The 19,609-nt window shown below is 33.8% G+C and carries 20 protein-coding genes; 9 read left to right on the forward strand and 11 right to left on the reverse strand.

The features are described from left to right. Positions 1-141: 141 nt before the first annotated feature. From FA045_RS12945 to FA045_RS12960, 4 genes are all read left to right on the forward strand, one after another. On the forward strand, positions 142-1,926 hold the full coding sequence (locus tag FA045_RS12945; RefSeq protein WP_136877506.1) for an aromatic amino acid hydroxylase: 1,785 nt from the start codon (positions 142-144) through the stop codon (positions 1,924-1,926). 91 nt (positions 1,927-2,017) lie between these two features. Beyond that, positions 2,018-2,719: an SDR family NAD(P)-dependent oxidoreductase gene (locus tag FA045_RS12950; RefSeq protein WP_136877507.1), complete on the forward strand. Its 702-nt coding sequence runs from the start codon at positions 2,018-2,020 to the stop codon at positions 2,717-2,719. Positions 2,720-2,793: 74 nt separating this feature from the next. Then, positions 2,794-3,159 carry a hypothetical protein gene (locus FA045_RS12955; protein ID WP_136877508.1) on the forward strand — a complete coding sequence of 122 codons (366 nt, stop codon included), beginning with the start codon at positions 2,794-2,796 and terminating at the stop codon, positions 3,157-3,159. A 127-nt stretch (positions 3,160-3,286) separates the two neighbouring features. Continuing rightward, the gene (locus FA045_RS12960; protein ID WP_136877509.1) at positions 3,287-3,829 is read left to right on the forward strand and encodes a C40 family peptidase; all 543 of its coding nucleotides are present in this window, start codon (positions 3,287-3,289) and stop codon (positions 3,827-3,829) included. A gap of 138 nt (positions 3,830-3,967) precedes the next feature. Here the strand turns inward: FA045_RS12960 and FA045_RS12965 are convergent, their stop codons facing one another. The 5 genes from FA045_RS12965 to rpiA form a co-directional block, all read right to left on the reverse strand. Further along, entirely contained in the window at positions 3,968-4,855 is an 888-nt protein-coding gene (locus FA045_RS12965) for a flavin reductase family protein (RefSeq protein ID WP_136877510.1), read from the reverse strand. A gap of 11 nt (positions 4,856-4,866) precedes the next feature. Continuing rightward, positions 4,867-5,160 (reverse strand): type II toxin-antitoxin system RelE/ParE family toxin, encoded by a 294-nt coding sequence (locus FA045_RS12970; protein WP_136877511.1) that lies wholly within the window; start codon positions 5,158-5,160, stop codon positions 4,867-4,869. Between the two features lies 1 nt (position 5,161). Next, positions 5,162-5,362 carry a DUF2683 family protein gene (locus FA045_RS12975; protein ID WP_136877512.1) on the reverse strand — a complete coding sequence of 67 codons (201 nt, stop codon included), beginning with the start codon at positions 5,360-5,362 and terminating at the stop codon, positions 5,162-5,164. A 75-nt stretch (positions 5,363-5,437) separates the two neighbouring features. Next, the gene (locus FA045_RS12980; protein WP_136877513.1) at positions 5,438-6,436 is read right to left on the reverse strand and encodes a fumarylacetoacetate hydrolase family protein; all 999 of its coding nucleotides are present in this window, start codon (positions 6,434-6,436) and stop codon (positions 5,438-5,440) included. 104 nt (positions 6,437-6,540) lie between these two features. Next, a complete protein-coding gene (gene rpiA / locus FA045_RS12985) occupies positions 6,541-7,227 on the reverse strand; it encodes a ribose-5-phosphate isomerase RpiA (protein ID WP_136877514.1) in 687 nt (228 codons plus the stop codon). A gap of 241 nt (positions 7,228-7,468) precedes the next feature. On the opposite strand from rpiA, the gene FA045_RS12990 reads away from it, so the two are divergent. From FA045_RS12990 to FA045_RS13000, 3 genes are all read left to right on the forward strand, one after another. Beyond that, positions 7,469-8,635, forward strand: a complete 1,167-nt coding sequence (locus FA045_RS12990; protein ID WP_136877515.1) for a homogentisate 1,2-dioxygenase — start codon at positions 7,469-7,471, stop codon at positions 8,633-8,635. A gap of 105 nt (positions 8,636-8,740) precedes the next feature. Further along, positions 8,741-9,871: a 4-hydroxyphenylpyruvate dioxygenase gene (hppD, locus tag FA045_RS12995; protein ID WP_136877516.1), complete on the forward strand. Its 1,131-nt coding sequence runs from the start codon at positions 8,741-8,743 to the stop codon at positions 9,869-9,871. 557 nt (positions 9,872-10,428) lie between these two features. Next, the gene (locus FA045_RS13000) at positions 10,429-11,301 is read left to right on the forward strand and encodes a YihY/virulence factor BrkB family protein (protein WP_225871340.1); all 873 of its coding nucleotides are present in this window, start codon (positions 10,429-10,431) and stop codon (positions 11,299-11,301) included. Between the two features lie 67 nt (positions 11,302-11,368). Here the strand turns inward: FA045_RS13000 and FA045_RS13005 are convergent, their stop codons facing one another. Further along, on the reverse strand, positions 11,369-11,959 hold the full coding sequence (locus FA045_RS13005) for a porin family protein (protein WP_136877518.1): 591 nt from the start codon (positions 11,957-11,959) through the stop codon (positions 11,369-11,371). Positions 11,960-12,081: 122 nt separating this feature from the next. On the opposite strand from FA045_RS13005, the gene FA045_RS13010 reads away from it, so the two are divergent. Beyond that, positions 12,082-13,845, forward strand: coding sequence for a sensor histidine kinase (locus FA045_RS13010; protein ID WP_136877519.1), 1,764 nt, complete (start codon positions 12,082-12,084; stop codon positions 13,843-13,845). Between the two features lie 41 nt (positions 13,846-13,886). Here FA045_RS13010 and FA045_RS13015 read toward each other — a convergent pair whose 3' ends face one another. Then, the gene (locus tag FA045_RS13015; protein WP_136877520.1) at positions 13,887-14,186 is read right to left on the reverse strand and encodes a hypothetical protein; all 300 of its coding nucleotides are present in this window, start codon (positions 14,184-14,186) and stop codon (positions 13,887-13,889) included. Positions 14,187-14,330: 144 nt separating this feature from the next. Between FA045_RS13015 and FA045_RS13020 the strand changes: the two genes are divergently transcribed. Further along, positions 14,331-15,503 carry a tetratricopeptide repeat protein gene (locus FA045_RS13020; RefSeq protein ID WP_136877521.1) on the forward strand — a complete coding sequence of 391 codons (1,173 nt, stop codon included), beginning with the start codon at positions 14,331-14,333 and terminating at the stop codon, positions 15,501-15,503. Here FA045_RS13020 and FA045_RS13025 read toward each other — a convergent pair. From FA045_RS13025 to FA045_RS13040, 4 genes are all read right to left on the reverse strand, one after another. Beyond that, positions 15,458-15,919, reverse strand: a complete 462-nt coding sequence (locus tag FA045_RS13025; protein ID WP_136877522.1) for a DUF4268 domain-containing protein — start codon at positions 15,917-15,919, stop codon at positions 15,458-15,460. The genes FA045_RS13020 and FA045_RS13025 overlap by 46 nt on opposite strands. A 302-nt stretch (positions 15,920-16,221) precedes the next feature. Continuing rightward, on the reverse strand, positions 16,222-16,809 hold the full coding sequence (locus FA045_RS13030; RefSeq protein WP_136877523.1) for a riboflavin synthase: 588 nt from the start codon (positions 16,807-16,809) through the stop codon (positions 16,222-16,224). A gap of 76 nt (positions 16,810-16,885) precedes the next feature. Further along, positions 16,886-18,403 (reverse strand): acetyl-CoA carboxylase biotin carboxylase subunit, encoded by a 1,518-nt coding sequence (gene accC / locus FA045_RS13035; protein WP_136877524.1) that lies wholly within the window; start codon positions 18,401-18,403, stop codon positions 16,886-16,888. Positions 18,404-18,406: 3 nt separating this feature from the next. Further along, entirely contained in the window at positions 18,407-19,429 is a 1,023-nt protein-coding gene (locus FA045_RS13040) for a threonine aldolase family protein (RefSeq protein WP_136877525.1), read from the reverse strand. Between the last annotated feature and the right edge of the window lie 180 nt (positions 19,430-19,609).

The raw sequence follows: 19,609 nt of genomic DNA on the forward strand, positions 1-19,609 counted from the left end.
CGGGACTCCTTTAGCCAAAAGCTGCTGCAATTGCTTTTCAAATAAAAATGATACTCATCATATTAGCGTAAAAGGGCATTCTTTTTTTGGAATACTAATTCTAAGAAGCTAATTTAGCCATAATCAACATCCACATATACTATGAGTGATTTTAATGATTTTAATAATCAACAAGTAGCCAAACTGCCTAAACACTTGAGGCAATTTATAGTAGAGCAAAATTACGAAAAATATACGCCGGTAGACCAAGCGGTTTGGCGTTATGTAATGCGCCAAAATTATAGCTATTTAAAACATGTGGCATTTTACCCTTATATTAAAGGTTTGCAAAGGGCGGGTTTAAGTATAGAGTATATCCCAGATTTGCAATCGATGAATGATAATTTAGGTAAAATTGGTTGGGGTGCAGTTACAGTTGATGGCTTTATTCCGCCTGCTGCTTTTATGGAGTATCAAGCTTATCGTGTTTTGGTAATTGCGGCAGATATTCGCCAAATTAACCACATAGAATACACACCTGCTCCAGATATTATTCACGAAAGCGCTGGTCATGCGCCAATTATTGCCGATACCGACTACAATAGTTACCTCAGTTATTTTGGTTCTATTGGCGCAAAAGCCATGTTTAGCAGTAAGGATTTTGAACTGTATGAAGCGATTAGAAAACTTTCTATTTTAAAAGAGGCACATGGTGTTGATGAATTAGAAATTGCTACTGCTGAAAAGCATTTAAAGTTTATTGCCGAAAATATGGGCGAACCAAGTGAAATGGCTTTATTAGGCAGGTTGCATTGGTGGACGGTAGAATATGGGTTGATTGGCACTTTAGAAAATCCGAAAATTTATGGTGCTGCTTTGCTTTCATCGATAGGTGAAAGTGCAACTTGCATGAACCCAAATATTAAAAAAATATGGTACGATATTAATGCTGTTAATTATACGTATGATATTACACAGCAACAGCCTCAATTATTTGTAACTGAAAATTTTCAGAACTTAATTGATGTTTTAGAAGCTTTTGCGGATACTATGGCATTTAGACGTGGCGGTACGGAAAGCATTTTAAAAGCGATTGAATGTAAAAATCCGAGTACGGCGGTTTACAGTTCTGGCTTGCAAGTTACTGGAGTTTTTACTGATGTAGGTATCGATAAAAATGATGGTTTAACTTTTATAAAAACTACTGGAGAATCTGCTTTAGCTTTTAATGGTAAACAATTAAACGGACACGGGAAAGCCTACCACAAAGACGGGTTTTCATCGCCAGTTGGCAAATTAAAGGATACTGATAGGCCATTAGAAGCACATACTTTAGCAGAGCTAGAAATAATAGGCGTTGCAAAAGGTAGCAGAGCTGATTTAACTTTTGAAAGCGGCATAAATGTTAAAGGGGTTGTTAAGGATATTTTAATTGCTGATGAAAAAGTGATTTTAATTGCTTTTGAAGATTGTACCGTTAAAGAAAGTAACGAAAACATTTTGTTTAAACCAGAATGGGGAGTTTACGATATGGCTGTTGGCGAAAAAATTGTTTCGGTATTTAATGGTGCTGCAGATAAGGATGCTTATGAAGAAATACCGCTCATTAGTCATGCTCAAACTTATAAAATAGTTTATGATGAACATACTAAAAATCTTCATAATTTATACCAAAAAGTAAGAAATACCAGAGAAAATGAGATTGGATATGCAGAATTACCAAGCATTTTTAACGAGCTTAAAACTAAACATAGACATGATTGGCTTTGCGCTTTAGAGATTTTAGAAATTGTTTACCACAAAAGTGTTGATGCTGTTTTTGAAAAAGAGTTACGTATTTATTTGGAAATGAAAGCTGCCACAGAACAAGATCATACGAAATTAATAAACGATGGGTTACATGTGATTGCTAATCCGGTAACGCAACTGATAACTGAAGAAGATTAATTGTGGGTGAGTTAGTTAGCAGGTTGAGTTGATGAGTTGGTGAATTGAAATTTGATAATTAATTTAAAGTTCCGCAGCGGCGGATTAGGAAATGAACATAATAATTACTGGCGCTAGCAGCGGAATTGGATTTGAAACTGCTTTAGAATTTTCTTTAGATAACAAAAACAAAGTTGTTTGTATTGCTCGTTCGACAGATAAGTTGAAAAAACTTTTTGATATTGCCATACAAATTAACCCAGATTGCACATTGTTGCCAGTTGCTTTTGATTTAGCAAATGATGATTATTCGTTGCTTATTCCGTTTTTACAGGAAAGATTAGGTACAATTGATATTTTAATAAACAATGCAGGTAGCTTAATAAATAAACCTTTTTTAGAAACTACAGAAGCAGATTTGGCAGAAATGCTAGATAGTAATGTGATGAGCCATTTTAAAATGATTAAAGCTTGTGTGCCATTAATGCAAAGCGGAAGTCATATTGTAAATGTGGGCAGCATGGGCGGATTTCAAGGAAGCGTAAAATTTCCTGGTTTAGCAGCATATTCGGCAAGTAAAGCAGCTTTGCATACTTTAAGCGAATGTTTAGCGTTCGAGTTAGCAGATAAAGGTATTAAAGTTAATTGTTTGGCTTTAGGATCGGCACAAACAGAAATGTTAGAATCAGCCTTTCCTGGTTACGAAAGCCCAGTATTGGCATTTGAAATGGGTAAATATGTTGCCGATTTTGCCCGTACGGGGCATAAATTTTTTAACGGAAAAGTTTTACCTGTAGCAGTTACCACTCCATAAGCGAGTTAATTGGGGTTTATTCATTTGATTTTGTTTGGCAATTAATTTGATAATTGTCACTAAAAAACAAACTTATGGAAAACAACACTACAACAGACAACGGCAAAACAGCAGCAATTATTAGCTATTTTTCAATTATTGGATGGCTTATAGCTTATTTCGCTTTACACAAAGATCAAAAAACAGCCTTAGGCAGCTACCATTTAAGGCAAACCTTACTTTTCGCAATTGTATCATTAATTATTGGATGGGGAGTTGGTTTTGTTTTAGGCATATTAATTTTAACTACAGGAATTGGTGCATTAGTTTATATTATGTATGTGTTATACATTGTCTTATTTATAATCTGGGTAATTGGATTAATTGGAGCAATTAATGGCGAGCAAAAACCTATGCCACTAATTGGTGAAAAATCACAAAACATGTTTCCTTCAATTTAAAAAATGAACAAAAAATTAAAAGCCTCGATACCAAATCGAGGTTTTTTTCGTTAGATCAACTATCAACATGCAAGTTATCAACATCTTACCGCAAAGATAATTTTATTGCTATCTTTGAATATAAATTATGAAGAAAACCTTATTCATCATTTCATTCTTTTTGTTTGTAGGGCTAACTAGTAAAGCTCAAGAAACTAAACCGAAGTCGCTTCCTAAACAATATCAGGAAGCAGTTACAAATATCTTAGGTCAAATACCTGATGCTGCTAACCAAAAAGCAACTCAAGTGATGGATTTCGCAAAATCTTTACTTGGTGTTAAATACAAATATGCTTCTGCAAGCCCAGAAAGAGGTTTCGATTGTTCTGGTTTTGTAAGTTATGTATTTAAAAATTTCGGTTTTACTGGTGCTAGATCATCAGTAGATTTTGCTAAAAAAGGCAAACAAGTTAAATTAGAAGAAGCAAAAGTTGGCGATGTATTGGTGTTCACTGGTACAAATTCTAAATTAAGAAGTCCAGGCCACGTTGGAATCATATCATCAATTGATGAAGATGGTAAAATTAAGTTTATTCATTCTTCATCTGGAAAAGCCAAAGGGGTAACTATTACTGATTTAGAAGGTTATTACAAAAATCGTTTTCTGAAGGCTGTAACTCTTGTAGAGTAAATCATTTTAAAGTGCCATTTAGCAATTCTTAATTTCAGGCTAAATCACAAATACCTTTACAAGAAACTGCAGTTGCAAAATCGCTAAATAGCAACCGTATGTAAAAAGATCAATTTGTTATCACGATAATGAGTTAAACTACAACAACACAACTTTCAAAGCATCAATAACATTCCCTACTGCTAATAATTGATGAGCCAACTCATGCAACTCTCTTTCTCTGTTTGTTGTATCGCCAATTGTGGCATCTAAAATATCTTTTACATTGCTGTTCCATTGTATCGCATCAATTTCTTCTGCTGATGGTAAATTTTCTACATTGCCCAACATCCCTAAATCATTGCCCGTTAATACCTTCGAATTTCTCACAGAAATAGGCAAGGCATTTACACCAATTCCTAAGGTAGTAAGTGGTTTAGCTACTTTAAATAAACTTTCTGGTGTAACTCTGCAATACCAGTCGCCGCCCAAACGTGCTACCAAATCTATTTTTGCTTGGTCAATTTTTCCCTCGCTATCTAATATTTCTTCCTTAATATGGATCAACTTTATTTCTGCTAAAATTAAATTTCCAGCGCCATTTTGTTCTCCCAATGGGATAACCTGATTAACAATGCATTCTAATTGAACAGGTGCTTCTGCAACTCGAGGCGGTTTTACCAAATGAGATTCGAGCATGCTAAAACCGGCTTTCTCAAATTCATTTACACCTTTGGCATATTCTGTACTCGCCAAGCTCATTTGCTGTACCATGGCATAATCAACAATATTGATTACACATTCTTTTACCTCTAATACGTTTTCTAAAGTATGCTTAGTGGTATTATCTCTTACTCTCCTAGCGGGAGAAAAAATACAAACCGGTGGATTAGTACTAAACATATTAAAAAAACTAAACGGGCTTAGATTTATATTCCCTGCAGCATCTATAGTTGAAGCAAAACAAATTGGACGCGGTGCAATGGCATACTGCAAATAGTTTTGCAATTGCATTGGCGAAAGATCTGATGTTTTTAAGGTAAGCATACAAAAATGATCTAGACAATTATTAAAGGTTCTTGCCTATTATCGAAAAAGAACAAGAGGTTTATACTTTTCGGCTTAACTTGATAAAATAATGCAGTATGTTTAGTAAAAGTAGCAATTCTAACGTTTTCATCAATTGATGATGATTTGTACATAAAAGGTTGCTGAGAGATTAAATGAATTGTTTTTTCAGCTTTACTTAAAAATTGATTAGCAATTTTAATACTGAACTTCTCAGCAATAAAATTATAGACTAAAACAAAAGTTTCTTTTGCTTTAGGCGTATAAAATACGTCAAGTGCCATTTTATTTTAGCAAATCATTTAATCCATGATATGGAATTAAATCCCCATCTTCTACCTGCTTTAAAGATTCTTTAACTCCTTTTATAACAAATTGAGGATAAACTTCGCTCTTTTGCTCAAATGCAATTTTCATAGCCTGCATAATTGCCTTAAGTGCAGTTAATTGCTCTATATTTTCAGGGTAAACGATGAGTGCTTCCATATATTCAAATTTACTAATTATTAACACAAATTTAGTACAAAGGCCAACCTTTCAACCTTAAAACATTTCAACACTTTAACCCTTCTTCAATCCTAGTATCGAAAAATCCGTATCAACTTTTGTAATGATATTAGTTAAACTCCCTAATCCTGTAATTTCCATCTCCACATCATCTCCAGGCTGCAACCATTGTGTTTTATAATTTGGGTCATTTAATAAACCTGTTCCGTTTAACTCTAAAAAACAACCAGTACCAACTGTTCCTGAGCCAATTACATCACCTGGCAAAATATCTACTCCATAAGCACAGCGCTCAATAATTTCGGCAAAAGTCCAGTCCATATCGGCCATGTTACCCGCAGAAACCTCTACTCCATTAACTCGACAAGTCATTTTTAATTTATAGGCATTACCTGTGTGATTTGCCTTCGCAGCAACTTTATATGACTCCAATTCATCAGGTGTTACCAACCACGGACCAATTACGGTAGAGAAATCTTTGCCTTTGGCAGGACCTAAATTCAGCAACATCTCTTCCATTTGTAAGGTTCGGGCGCTCATATCATTCATAATGGTATAACCAGCAATGTAATCATCAGCCTCTGCAGCTTTTATATTTCTACCTTTTTTACCAATTACTACGGCAACTTCCAATTCAAAATCTAGTTTTTCGAAATGATCTGGCATACATTCTATTTCACCTGGCCCTTCAATTGCGTTATGATTGGTAAAATAGAAAATAGGATACTGATCGAACTCTGCAATCATATCAACTTTTCTATTTCTACGAGCAGCAGCTACATGTTGCCTAAAAGCATACCCATCTCTGCAAGAAGTTGGGTGCGGAACTGGTGCTAAAATTTGATAAAACACTTCTTCTTTCGGTTTTAAAGTCCCGCTAATGATTTCTTCATTAATCTGCTTTGCTCTTTCCATCAGCGGCTCACCTCCCAACAAAAATTCGTTCATGTTATCAGGAATTAACTTATTGCAAGAGTTTAAATTGTAAATATGTCCATTTACAAAAACACCTAAATGTTCTATTTCTTCGGTTTTATAGGATACGAGTTTCATAAGAATATCTGGTTAAGTACAGTGGTAAAGCTAATAATTAGTGTAGTCTTTAAAAATTTTAATCTCAAAAAAATGTTATTTTGCTATCTTTAAGCTAAATAAGTTTACGTATTATGATAACTGTCTATAAAATCTCCGTTCGCCATTAAAACAGTTGAGGCTAAATTTATAAAAATGCCATGGGCGATAACTCCTACAATTTGATTTAATTTAACATCCAACATTCTCGGATCATCAATTAAACCAAAATCAGTATCTAAAATAAAATTATCGTTATCAGTAATAAAAGTCTTTCCTTCCTTTATTCGTTTTACGGGTTTACCCTTAAGCTTTTTTAATTCCCTTACAACATAAGCCTCAGCATTTGCATTTACTTCAATTGGCACTTTAAAAGCACCTAACTTATCAACCAACTTACTCCTATCAGTTATTATAACTTGCTTTTTGCTTAGTGATGCAACTATTTTTTCTCTAAATAATGCACCGCCACCTCCTTTAATTAAATTCAAATCCTTGGTAAATTCATCAGCTCCATCAATACTAATATCTATTGAAGAAACCTCACCTAATTCTAACAAAGGTATACCTAAAGAAATTGCCAATTCCTTGGTAGCCTCAGAGCTTGGTACACCAGTAATTTTAAAATCATTGTTAATCAGCTTTGCTAACTCTTTAATGGCCAATGTTGCTGTAGAGCCTGTTCCTAAACCTACAATATCATTGTGTTTTACGTACGCTACAGCTGCTTTTGCAACAACTAATTTATCTTGGTATTTATCATCCGTAGCCATATTTAAAAGTATGAATTAATTTGAAATTATCGTTTAAAATCATACTTTTACTGCATAAAATGATAATAAAATATACATATCAAAATTTAAATGCAAACGAAGTTCTTGCTGCATTTAGATCTGCTATGCTTTCTAAAATCATTTTTGCACAATATTCTCTCTAGCTTTATCTGAGCAACATTACCAAACGTTTTCACGTTTTATATTATACAATTACCTACTAACCAAATTACCTAACGTTATGCCCATATATCATACATTAGGATCAATTCCGCCGAAGCGACATACTGTTTTTCGCAAACCAGATGGCAATTTATATGCCGAGGAATTGGTTTCTACCGAAGGTTTTTCAAGTTTATATTCCTTAGTTTACCATTGCCACCCGCCAACAATTGTAAAATCTTTAGGCGAACCTTATTCGGTTGAACCCAAAATTGCTCGCGAAAAACATTTGCGCCATACCAGTTTAATTGGTTTTAACATTAAGCCAGAAGATGATTATCTCAAAAGTCGTAAACCTGTATTGGTAAATAGCGATTTACATATTTCTTTGGCAGCACCAAAAAAATCAATGACTGACTATTTCTATAAAAACAGTCAGGCTGATGAAGTAATTTTTATCCACGAAGGTACGGGAACCTTAAAAACTGGCTTTGGCAAAATCAAATTCGCCTATGGAGACTATTTAGTAATCCCTCGTGGTACGATCTATCAATTAGAATTTAACGACGAAAAAAATAGACTATTTATCGTAGAAAGTTTTAGTCCGATACGAACTCCAAAGCTTTATAGAAACCAATTTGGACAGTTGGAAGAGCATTCGCCTTTTTGCGAACGCGATATTAAACGCCCACAAGATTTAGAAACCATTGATGCAGTTGGCGATTTTAAAGTTCTAATTAAAAAACAAGGCATCATGTATCCTTACACTTACGGCACACATCCTTTCGATTTTGTGGGTTGGGATGGTTTTCATTATCCTTGGGCATTTTCTATTCACGATTTTGAGCCGATAACTGGTCGTTTGCATCAACCACCACCAGTTCATCAAACTTTTGAAGGGCATAACTTTGTAATCTGTTCTTTTGTGCCGCGTAAATACGATTATCATCCATTATCAATTCCAGCGCCTTATAACCATAGCAATGTAGATAGCGATGAGGTTTTATATTATGTTGATGGAGATTTCATGAGCCGTAAAAGCGTGGTAAAAGGTCAAATTACCTTGCACCCAGGCGGGATACCACATGGCCCGCACCCCGGAACGGTAGAAAAATCTATTGGCAAAGAAAGTACAGAAGAATTGGCTGTAATGATAGATCCTTTTAGGCCATTAATGTTAACGCAAGATGCAGTTGATATTGAAGATGAAAGTTACCATACCAGTTGGCAAATTAACGTAGAGTAGGATCAAGATTTAGGGATTTTCAGGATAAAGCATGATTATAAATATCATCTTGAGCTTGTCGAAGGACAACATTTCAACATTTCAACATTCAACATTTCAACAATTATGAGTACACAAACATTCGCAGAAAAAATAGCAAAAGCACAAGACTTTCTTCCAATTAACGGAACAGATTATATAGAATTTTATGTGGGTAATGCTAAACAAGCAGCCCATTATTATAAAACAGCATTCGGTTTTCAATCGTTAGCTTACGCCGGACCAGAAACTGGTGTTCGTGATAGAGCATCGTATGTTTTGCAACAAGGTAAAATCCGCTTAATCTTAACAACAGCATTAAAATCAGACAGCCCAATTGCCGAGCATGTTAAAAAACATGGTGATGGCGTTAAAATTTTGGCGCTTTGGGTTGATGATGCCTATAGTGCATTTGAAGAAACAACCAAACGTGGCGCAAAACCATATTTAGAGCCTCAAACCTTAACAGATGAGCATGGCGAAGTTAAAATGAGTGGCATATACACTTATGGCGAAACCATCCACATGTTTATTGAGCGTAAAAACTATAGTGGTACTTTTATGCCTGGCTATAGAGCTTTAGAAAGTGCATACAACCCAACAGATGCCGGCCTTTTATACATTGACCATTGTGTAGGTAACGTAGGCTGGAACCGAATGAACGAAACCGTAAAATGGTACGAAGATGTAATGGGTTTTGTAAACATCCTTTCTTTTGATGATAAACAAATCAATACTGAATATTCTGCTTTAATGAGTAAGGTGATGAGTAATGGTAATGGATTTTCTAAATTTCCAATTAACGAGCCAGCAGAGGGTAAAAAGAAATCGCAAATTGAAGAATATTTAGAGTTTTACGAAGGCGAAGGCGTACAACACATCGCGGTAGCAACTAAAGATATTGTTAAAACGGTAAAAGAATTAAAAGCTCGTGGAGTAGAGTTTTTAAGCGCTCCACCAGAGGCTTATTACGAAATGATGCCAACTCGTGTTGGTGAAATTGACGAAGAAATTGCCTTATTAAAAAGCTTAGGCATTTTGGTAGATTGCGATGAAGAAGGATATTTATTACAGATTTTTACTAAACCTGTAGAAGATAGACCCACACTTTTTTTCGAAATTATACAGCGTAAAGGAGCTCAATCTTTTGGTGCAGGCAACTTTAAAGCACTATTCGAAAGTTTAGAGCGTGAGCAAGAATTAAGAGGTAATTTGTAAATAGAATATATCGTCATTTCGAACGAGGTACGAGGAGAAATCTATAATTGAGTAGCCAACTTAAAGATTTCTCCTAAAGTCGAAATGACGAATTTATTTTAACAATGCCCTAAAGCATAATAAATTACCACAAAAATAACAATGGTCGATAAACATCCTCCACCTAATTTTTTCGCACCATATCCGGCAATAATCGTTCTAAAAAAGTTGTTCATAGTTTAAGTTTTTTTTTACAATAACCCCAAAAGCTATAAAAGGTTTTGAAAATTAAAGTAAGCAGCCCTCAACAAAAGTAGTCCCGCCATCCATTTTATCTTTTTTGTTGCCCCATGCTCCATCATCCCAAACAAAAAAGGATGCCATTCCTGTCGGAGTTTAGAATGAAAGGTAATGCACTTCACGCCAGTTGCAATGTTTTAAAAAAAGCAAATACTTAAGGAATTTGCTTTAAAAATATAGTTAAAAAATTTATTACCATAAAATTGTTAATTTTGGCTTTAATGGGGAAACGTACAAACTCAATCAAAAGAACCAAATTATTTTTTAGCCATTTCGGCATGGCATTTAAACTATTTCAAAAAAACGATCCCCTTCGTTTAGCCGGAGCAACGGCATTCTTCGCAAACTTTGCTTTACCACCAATTTTATTAATTTTAATCAGACTTTTCGGCTTCTTTGTAGATAGAAAAACCTTAGCAACCAGAATTTTTGAGCGTTTAGGTAATATTTTAGACGAAGGCAGTACCGATCAAATTCGCCAGACTTTACTTAACATTAGAGGGGTTGATTACAATTGGATGGCAACTATTATAAGTTTTATATTTTTCATTTTTGTAGCCACAACGCTTTTTAATGTAATCAAAAATTCGATGGAGCAAATTTGGCAAATTGGCATTAAAGATAAACCTGGCATTTTATTTACTTTAAAACTAAGAGGCAGATCAATGATCATCATCTTGCTTGCAGGGATCTTATTTTTTGTAGGTTTGGTTACAGATAGTATTCAGGCATTTATAGGAGCTTACATTAACAATGCCTCACCAACATTTGGCAGAATATTCCTTTCAATACTAAATCAGTTACTATTTGTTGTTATTGTTACAACATGGTTTACTGTATTATTTAGATTTTTAACAAACGGCAGACCAAGTTGGAAAACTGCAATTAGAGGCGGTTTGTTAACAGGAATTTTATTTACAATTGGAAAGTTTATTTTAAGAATTATGTTGCCATTGAGCAATATTGGGAACATTTACGGTGCATCTGGCTCAATAATTTTAATTATGCTTTTTGTATTCTACTCATCGTTTATATTTTATTTTGGAGCCTGTTTTGTAAAAGTACTTAGTGATGCTGGCGCAAAATCTATCCGGACAATTAAAGGAGCTTTTTTATACGAGCTTAAAGAAATCCCAAAAGAAACAAATTAATAATTTACAAAAAAAATGGATAGACTAGAAAGTCTATCCATCTTAAAAAAATGCAAAGTGGGTTTGCTTAAAACAATTTATAAGCTAAACCAAGGGTAAACAAATTCAACTTTGTTGAAGAGAAATTTGACGAGTTTAATTTTGATAAGCCCAATTCATATCTTAAATCAATACCTAATTTACCTACATCTAAACCAGAGCCAAATTGCCAAGCAATAGCCTGATTTTTAAACTCTCCGTTAAATGCCGCAGCAGTTGCTTGTCCTAAACTTTGATCTTCACTTATAATAAATGAAAATACGGGACCAGTATTTAATCTCAATCCAACACCAGCAGCTCCAATTTTTGTACCTAATAAAATAGGCACATCTAAACTGGTAAATTTAACTTCATTTTCAACTCCTGCATCATTTTTTAGCGTTGTATTTTTACCAGAAATATAAAGTTCTGGCTGTAAATGAATACCCGCCGCACCTATACGAGTCCATATACCAGCATAATAACCAGCTTGATTATCGCTGCTAAATGTATTAGCTGTACTAAATTTTGATAAGTTTAACCCGCCTTTTAAGCCGAATTGAAAAGAGGGAATAATTTGAGCATAACTTAATGTGCTTAAACATAAACACACTAGTAATGATAGGATAATTTTTTTCATTATAAACAATATTAAGTGTAAGGATAATTCTTTTCGTAAAACTAGCAATTTATTCTTTGTTGTTTTAACAAACATCTATACATAAAAGTTTATCTTTAAAAACTAAATTATACCATTCTCAAATGGACTTTGCATTTAACGTTTATTCTACTTTCTTAATTGTTTGTGGTTTACTTACTTTAATTTTAGCTGGCTATATTTTTAAGCAAGGCGGAAGTACTGTAAAATGGTTTTCGGTAATGATGTTTGCTAATTCCATTTGGTCTATAGCTTATGGGTTAGAATTAGCTAGTAGCACAATTAAACAAATTAAAATATTAATTAATATAGAGTATATAGGTATTGCTACAGTTCCTATATTGTGGTTTATTTTCTGTTTATATTTTAGTGGAAAAGAATGTTGGTATAAAAAACCTTTAAATTTCATATCGATAGTTACCATTCCTATCGTTACAATTTTAATGGTATGGACAAATCCATTACATCACTTACACTATAAATCGCTAACTATTTCTTTGGATGGACCATTTCCTATTGCCAACATAGAGCCAGGCCCATGGTATTTAATTTTTACCACCTATTTTTATGTCACTTTAGCGTGTGGCACTTTTTTGGTCATCAAAAAATTTAAAACTATAGATTCGATTTATAAAAAGCAAAATTACAGTATAGTTATTGCTGCATTAGTTCCTTGGATAACAAATATGTTTTATCTTTTGGGTATCAGGCCATTTGGACATATAGATTTAACACCGTTTGCATTTATTATAGCCACATTTTTAATTTTTATTGGTATTTATAGGTTTAAATTATTCGACATTATACCTATTGCAAGAGAGAAAGTATTGGCGTTAATGCAAGATGGATTTTTTGTTTTAGATCATCAGAATAGAATTATTGATTATAATAAATCAACCACTCAATTTATAGATAGCAAAATAAATGAAGATTTAATAGCAAAACATATTGAGTATGTTTTACCCAACCAGCCTCAGCTTTTAGAGCACATTGAAACACATACGCCTGGCAAAGTTGAACTTAATCTAACTGTTGATGGCAACTACTTTTATTTAGAGGCCGATATTCTATTTTTAAACGAGAACAAAATCAATAATAATTTTACAATCATTAAATTACAAGATTTAACTACGCTTAAAAAAGATGCGATTACCGCAAAAGAGCAAGCAAAAGAACTTGAAAAATTAAACCAACTAAAAGATAGAATATTTTCAATTATAGCACATGATTTAAGAGGGCCATTAGTTAATTTGTCTGAAGTTTTAAAAATGATTTCAAATAATCAAATCAGCACTGAAGAATTTAAAATTTTATCGCCAAGTTTAAGTAAAGATATTATTTATACAACCGATCTTTTAGAAAACATCTTACACTGGTCTCGTAGTCAACTAAAAGGATTTGGCATTAAAAAGGAATTTTTTAACCTCAGAAGTTTAATCATTAACGAAATAAACTACCACCTACCTGCTGCAACATTAAAACAGATAAAAATTATACATGATGTTTTTCCGGGTGAAATGGTTTATGCTGATATTTTGATGATCCAAATTGTAATGAGAAACATCATTAATAATGCGATTAAATTTTGTCATCCTAATTGTGAGATTAATATAACGGCTGCTTACCAGAAAAACCACAATATGCTAATTTGCATACAAGATAATGGAATTGGTATACCAGAAGATGTGATTGACAAAATTTTTAAAGAAGAAAACGTTACTACCAGAGGCACCTCAAACGAAAAAGGTACTGGATTAGGTTTAATGGTTTGTAAAGACTTTATGGAACGTAACGATGGAGATATAACGGTTACAAGTACGGTTGGCGTAGGATCAAAGTTTTGCATTACGGTGCCCACATCTTTATAAAAAATAAAAAAAATGGCTCTTTTGCAAGAGCCATTTAAATTTTACTGACCAGATACTTGGTTTATTATTTCTTGCTCTTTTAAAGCTTCAACGTTATTTTTATTACCAAAATTTTGCGTTTTATCTGCAAAATAAGCTAAAATATCAACAATCGAATCCAAGTTATCTGCAACTCTTTGGTGCATATCTGGTAAATCTTTATCTAATTTTTTATCGCCTAGTTCGATATTGTCAACTTCAATTTTTCCAATTTTTTGGATAATTGCCTGTTGCGAATGTTGTAAGTCTTCTAATTCTCTTACAATCTTTTCCATTAACTCAAACTTCTTTAACGTATCCATAATTCTTTTTTATTAATGATAAAACAATTTGTTTCATTTATATAACCAATTAAAACCTTAAAAGTTTGTTAAGCATCAATAAAAATTAAATACATTTTGGAAAAACAAATAATAACTAATAAATTAGTTTAAAATTATTCCATTATGATGAAGTCCTTAATCCTGATTTTTTTGTTTTTAGTATCTTGCATTGTAAAAGCGCAAAATATAAATATCGATAGAGAAAAATTGTTAGACTTATACCAAACTCAACGATATGCAGAAGCTGCTCAATATTTACAATCCATTTATCCACCAGATACAGATGATTTAAAAGCGCTTAGTCAAATTGCATATTGTTACATGATGGCGGGTAAATTGCCCGATGCAGAAAAAAATTACCTAAAAATTAATGCATTACAACCAAATACACTTTCGGTTCTGTTTAGTTTAGCCAACATTAATTCTAGACGAGGCAATACAGCTGCGGCCCAGTTTTATCTTTTAGACATTATAAAGCTAGATAGTACAAATTTTAATGCTTTTAAGCAATTGGCCAACTATACAGACAGTATTAAACTTAAAGTAAAATACCTGGAAAAAGCCAATCGCCTTAACGTTACAGATGCTGATGTAGCGTTCGATTTAGCACTACAATATAAATATTTAAAAGTTTTTGAGCCAGCTTACAAAGTTTTACAAGTTGCCATATTAGCTGATACAAACAATTTGATATTACAACAAGCTCAATTACCTATTGCTAACGAACTTAAAAAGTATAAAGAAGTAATTAATGTTGGCGAAAAGCTATTAAGAAATGGTGGAGATGCTAACGTAGTAAGAGATGTTGGCAAAGCCAATTTTTCTTTAAAGAACTATCAAAAATGTATTGACCTTTACAAACGATTAGAAAATATGTCGATGCAAAACGAATCGATATTGTACTACATGAGTATTAGTTACCGCGAATTAAAAAATTATGAAATGGCGACATTTTATGCTAAAAAGACAATAGAGGAAGGAATTTCGCCAAATGTGCCACTATATTATTCGCTTTTAGGTGGTATTTATGAAGAACGAAACCAAAATACTAACGCTACTGCAGCTTATAAAAAAGGTTTAACTTTTGGAGATTACAATAGCATTTATTATCGATTGGCACTACTTTATGATTTTAAATTCAACCAACCTAAAACTGCATTAAGCTATTACAATCAATATTTAAAAAGCAAACCAACTGCGGGTGAAAAATCTCAAATTGATTATACCAAAACAAGAATAGCAGAAATTACTCAACCTAAATCTTCGAAAACTGGCTTAACATCTGTCCAAAATTGATCTAAAGCAATAATACGAGGCTTTAAAAATGAAATGATTTTAGGCCAATCTTGTTGATTGAAAGCAGTAACATGAGTAATCGTTTTTGAAATTTTACTTAACGTAACTCCATACTCATCCACCGCATTTGGCTCCCACTCCCATTGCTCATTTATTGCATCATTAAATAAGTTTTTAAAAGCTATAAATTGCTCAAAAAACAAAGTTCTAGTTGCAAAATCTGCGTGAGTGATGGCTATAGAAATAGTAGCATACTTTTGCTCGGCATTCATTTTAAAGAACACATTTTTAACACCTGTTTTATAGTTTACCCAATTAATCGGTAAGCCTTCGGCAGATAGAATGGGTTTCATGTACTTGCCAAATGTTATCCAAAATTGCTGGCGGAGTTTTGATGCTTCTTCTTTGCTATACATTTTTTTTATTAACTATTGATAGTTAAGCGAATACATTTTTTTTTGAACTTGCAAATTTTTGTAACTGAACCTTTTTATCTAAACCTGATAGAGCGAAAATACTTTTTTTCTACGCTTTCCCTCCGACTACGCTTAGGCTGACAGCGAAAAAAAGATTGTAGGGAAAGCAGGGCTGAATTTTCAAAAGAACCACTGTCTTTGCTTTTCAAAAACTAACATTAAGAAGTTAAGAAATATTAAGACTCAATTCTTCTTAATGCCTTAATGTTTAAGGCTACCGTACAAACAATTGAACCAATGAACTATTTATTTCCCATTAATCTAGCCACATATTTGCCAATAATATCAAACTCTAAATTTACGGTATCGCCTACTTTTACTTCGTGTAAATTAGTATGCTCATAGGTATAAGGAATGATAAAAACCGAAAATTCATCATGCTGAGAATTAACAACGGTTAAGCTAATGCCATTTACACAAATTGAACCTTTTTCTACTGTAACATTGCCTAAGATTGCATTGTACTTAAAACGATATTCCCAGCTCCCATCAAGTTCGTTTACCAAAATGCATTTTGCAGTTTGATCTACGTGACCTTGTACAATATGCCCATCTAAACGGGCATTCATTTGCATACAACGCTCTAAATTTACTTTACTACCAATTTTTAAATTACCTAAACTGGTTTTGTTTAATGTTTCTTCAATCGCAGTAACCGTATGCGAATTTTCATTTAAAGCTACCACCGTTAAGCAAACGCCATTATGCGCTACACTTTGGTCTATTTTAAGTTCGGCACAAATGGTAGATTTTACTGTTAAATGAACGTTTGTACCTTCTTTTACAATGTCTTGTATTTCGCCTAAGGTTTCTATTATTCCTGTAAACATTTATTTCAGATAATGTCATGTTGAGCTTGTCGAAACACCTCATTAAACTCCTTCGACAGGCTCAGGATGACAAATTTTACAAATAATTCTTTCTATTCTTTTTCCAACTACTCGCACTTTCTACTTGTGTATTAGCCGAAACTGCTATTTTTTCTTTTTGCAACATTAACACAGTTGCTAAAGCTGCCAACATAGCTTCTTCTTTATTATCGTTTTTTAAACTATCGGCATTAAAATACTTGCTTACAAAATGGGTATCAAAATTACCTGAAGTAAAAGCTTGATGTTGCATTACAAATTTACCGAAGCTTAAGGTAGTTTGTATGCCCGTAATGTCATATTCGTCAATTGCTCTAATCATTCGGTTAATGGCCTCTTCCCTATTGGCACCAAAGGTGATCAATTTTGCAATCATCGGATCGTAATAAATTGGTATTTCCATACCTTCTTCAAAACCATCATCAACACGTACGCCATTGCCTTTTGGAATAACATAAGTTTGCAAAGTACCTATGTCTGGTAAAAAATTATTTAAAGGATCTTCTGCATAAACACGTAATTCTACCGCATGACCATTAATTTTTAAATCATCTTGTTGGTAGCTTAATGCTTCGCCTCTGGCAATTTTAATTTGCTCTTTTACCAAGTCTAATCCTGTAATCATTTCGGTAACAGGATGTTCAACCTGCAAACGGGTATTCATTTCTAGGAAGAAAAAATCCAGATTTTCATCTAAAATAAATTCTACTGTACCAGCGCCAACATAGTTTACCGAACGGGCAACATCAACCGCACAACGACCCATTTCTTGTCTAATTTCTTCCGTTAAAACTGATGATGGTGCTTCTTCTACCACTTTTTGGTGGCGACGTTGCACTGAACATTCACGCTCAAACAAGTGCACAATATTGCCATAAGTATCGCCTAAAACTTGTATTTCGATATGGCGAGGCGAAGTAACGTATCTTTCAATAAAAACTGCGCCATCTCCAAATGCTGATGTTGCTTCACTGACAGCCAAATGCATTTGCTCTTCAAAATCTTCTACCCTCTCTACAATTCGCATTCCTTTACCGCCACCGCCAGCTGCAGCTTTAATTAAGATTGGAAAACCAACTTCAACTGCTCTAATCTTAGCTTCTTCTAGATCGGTTATGGCTTCTTCTGTACCAGGCACCATCGGGATATTATACTTTAATGCTGCAGCTTTTGCGGAAAGTTTATTACCCATGGTTTCCATAGCTTCTGGCGTAGGACCAATTAAAATTAAGCCCGCATCTTTAACCGCTCTGGCAAAACCAGCATTTTCTGATAAAAATCCGTAACCAGGATGAATTGCCTGAGCACCAGTAGCTTTACATGCCTCAATAATTTTTTCGCCAACTAAATAAGATTGATTTGAAGGCGCTGGGCCAATGCAAATAGCCTCATCGGCATAACGAACATGCAAGGCATTTCTATCAGCTTCTGAAAAAACCGCAACTGTTTTAATACCCATTTCTTTTGCCGAACGCATGATACGCAAAGCGATTTCGCCACGGTTGGCAACTAATATTTTAGAAATTTGAGATGTGTGATTGGAGATTTGAGACATAGTTTAAATGTTCATTTTTTTGATTATTTCAATAGCTTCATCAACCATTGTTGCCGTAATATCTAAATGTGTTACAAACCTAATTGTTTTTGTTGATGTACTGTTGCAAAAAATTCCTTTGGCTTCCAAAGCTTTTATTACCTGCTCAACTTTATAATTTGGGGTTACATCAAAAAGCACAATATTGGTTTCTACTGGCATAACCGAACTTACAAAATTAGCCTCGCTTAGTGCAAGGGCTAAGGTTTTTGCATGTGCGTGGTCATCTGCTAATCTATTTACATGATGGTCTAAGGCATAAATACCAGCCGCAGCTAAAAAACCAGCCTGCCTCATACCGCCGCCCAAAACTTTTCTAATTTTTGTGGCTTTTTTAATTATTTCATTAGAACTTAAAAACACAGAGCCAACTGGAGCGCCCAAGCCTTTTGATAAACAAATCGAAATGCCGTGAAAATACTTTCCATAATCTTTGGCCTCATCGCCTGTGGCAACCAAGGCATTAAATAACCGTGCCCCATCTAAGTGAAGTTTTAAACCTTTAACTGCACATAAATGATGTATTGGTTCTATTTGACTTAAGCTATAACATTTTCCGCCACCTTTATTCACGGTATTTTCTAAAACCACCAAGCTCGAATTTGGATAATGAATGTTATCATCGTTAATTTCTGGCTCAATCATCTCTGGCGTTAAAATTCCTCTTTCGCCATTTAACAAACGTACAGAAGCTAATGAATTATAAGCAATACCACCTCCTTCGTATCTGTAAACGTGAGCTGTTTGGTCACAAATTACCTCATCCATTGGGTTTGTAAAGCATTTGATGGCAATTTGGTTGCTCATCGTGCCCGATGGACAAAACAAAGCTGCTTCCATGTTAAACATATCAGCCAACTTCTTTTCCAATTCATTAACAGTTGGATCTTCGCCAAAAACATCATCACCTACTTTTGCACTCATCATGGCATCTAACATTCCAGCTGTAGGTTTAGTTACGGTATCACTTCTAAAATCAATTCGCATTATATATAATAAATTAGGATGTTTTAAATTAAAAAAAATCTTGCAACATGCATTTCAAATTGTTTAATTCTATAAAGCTATAAATTTACAAAAATCAACAACTCAGGTTCAAAAATCATTTTAATGCTTCTTCTTAAAATACGCTAAACTGGCCTTCTACCCTTAAGGCTCTTAAATTTT

The organism is Pedobacter cryotolerans (genome assembly GCF_005116475.1).
GTDB classification, from domain to species: domain Bacteria; phylum Bacteroidota; class Bacteroidia; order Sphingobacteriales; family Sphingobacteriaceae; genus Pedobacter; species Pedobacter cryotolerans.

Bases quoted from the DNA above. Each gene is read 5' to 3' on its own strand.
- FA045_RS12945 (WP_136877506.1), top strand. From the start codon at position 142: ATGAGTGATTTTAATGATTTTAATAATCAACAAGTAGCCAAACTGCCT.
- FA045_RS12950 (WP_136877507.1), top strand. From the start codon at position 2,018: ATGAACATAATAATTACTGGCGCTAGCAGCGGAATTGGATTTGAAACT.
- FA045_RS12955 (WP_136877508.1), top strand. From the start codon at position 2,794: ATGGAAAACAACACTACAACAGACAACGGCAAAACAGCAGCAATTATT.
- FA045_RS12960 (WP_136877509.1), top strand. From the start codon at position 3,287: ATGAAGAAAACCTTATTCATCATTTCATTCTTTTTGTTTGTAGGGCTA.
- FA045_RS12965 (WP_136877510.1), bottom strand. From the start codon at position 4,855: ATGCTTACCTTAAAAACATCAGATCTTTCGCCAATGCAATTGCAAAAC.
- FA045_RS12970 (WP_136877511.1), bottom strand. From the start codon at position 5,160: ATGGCACTTGACGTATTTTATACGCCTAAAGCAAAAGAAACTTTTGTT.
- FA045_RS12975 (WP_136877512.1), bottom strand. From the start codon at position 5,362: ATGGAAGCACTCATCGTTTACCCTGAAAATATAGAGCAATTAACTGCA.
- FA045_RS12980 (WP_136877513.1), bottom strand. From the start codon at position 6,436: ATGAAACTCGTATCCTATAAAACCGAAGAAATAGAACATTTAGGTGTT.
- rpiA (WP_136877514.1), bottom strand. From the start codon at position 7,227: ATGGCTACGGATGATAAATACCAAGATAAATTAGTTGTTGCAAAAGCA.
- FA045_RS12990 (WP_136877515.1), top strand. From the start codon at position 7,469: ATGCCCATATATCATACATTAGGATCAATTCCGCCGAAGCGACATACT.
- hppD (WP_136877516.1), top strand. From the start codon at position 8,741: ATGAGTACACAAACATTCGCAGAAAAAATAGCAAAAGCACAAGACTTT.
- FA045_RS13000 (WP_225871340.1), top strand. From the start codon at position 10,429: ATGGCATTTAAACTATTTCAAAAAAACGATCCCCTTCGTTTAGCCGGA.
- FA045_RS13005 (WP_136877518.1), bottom strand. From the start codon at position 11,959: ATGAAAAAAATTATCCTATCATTACTAGTGTGTTTATGTTTAAGCACA.
- FA045_RS13010 (WP_136877519.1), top strand. From the start codon at position 12,082: ATGGACTTTGCATTTAACGTTTATTCTACTTTCTTAATTGTTTGTGGT.
- FA045_RS13015 (WP_136877520.1), bottom strand. From the start codon at position 14,186: ATGGATACGTTAAAGAAGTTTGAGTTAATGGAAAAGATTGTAAGAGAA.
- FA045_RS13020 (WP_136877521.1), top strand. From the start codon at position 14,331: ATGATGAAGTCCTTAATCCTGATTTTTTTGTTTTTAGTATCTTGCATT.
- FA045_RS13025 (WP_136877522.1), bottom strand. From the start codon at position 15,919: ATGTATAGCAAAGAAGAAGCATCAAAACTCCGCCAGCAATTTTGGATA.
- FA045_RS13030 (WP_136877523.1), bottom strand. From the start codon at position 16,809: ATGTTTACAGGAATAATAGAAACCTTAGGCGAAATACAAGACATTGTA.
- accC (WP_136877524.1), bottom strand. From the start codon at position 18,403: ATGTCTCAAATCTCCAATCACACATCTCAAATTTCTAAAATATTAGTT.
- FA045_RS13040 (WP_136877525.1), bottom strand. From the start codon at position 19,429: ATGCGAATTGATTTTAGAAGTGATACCGTAACTAAACCTACAGCTGGA.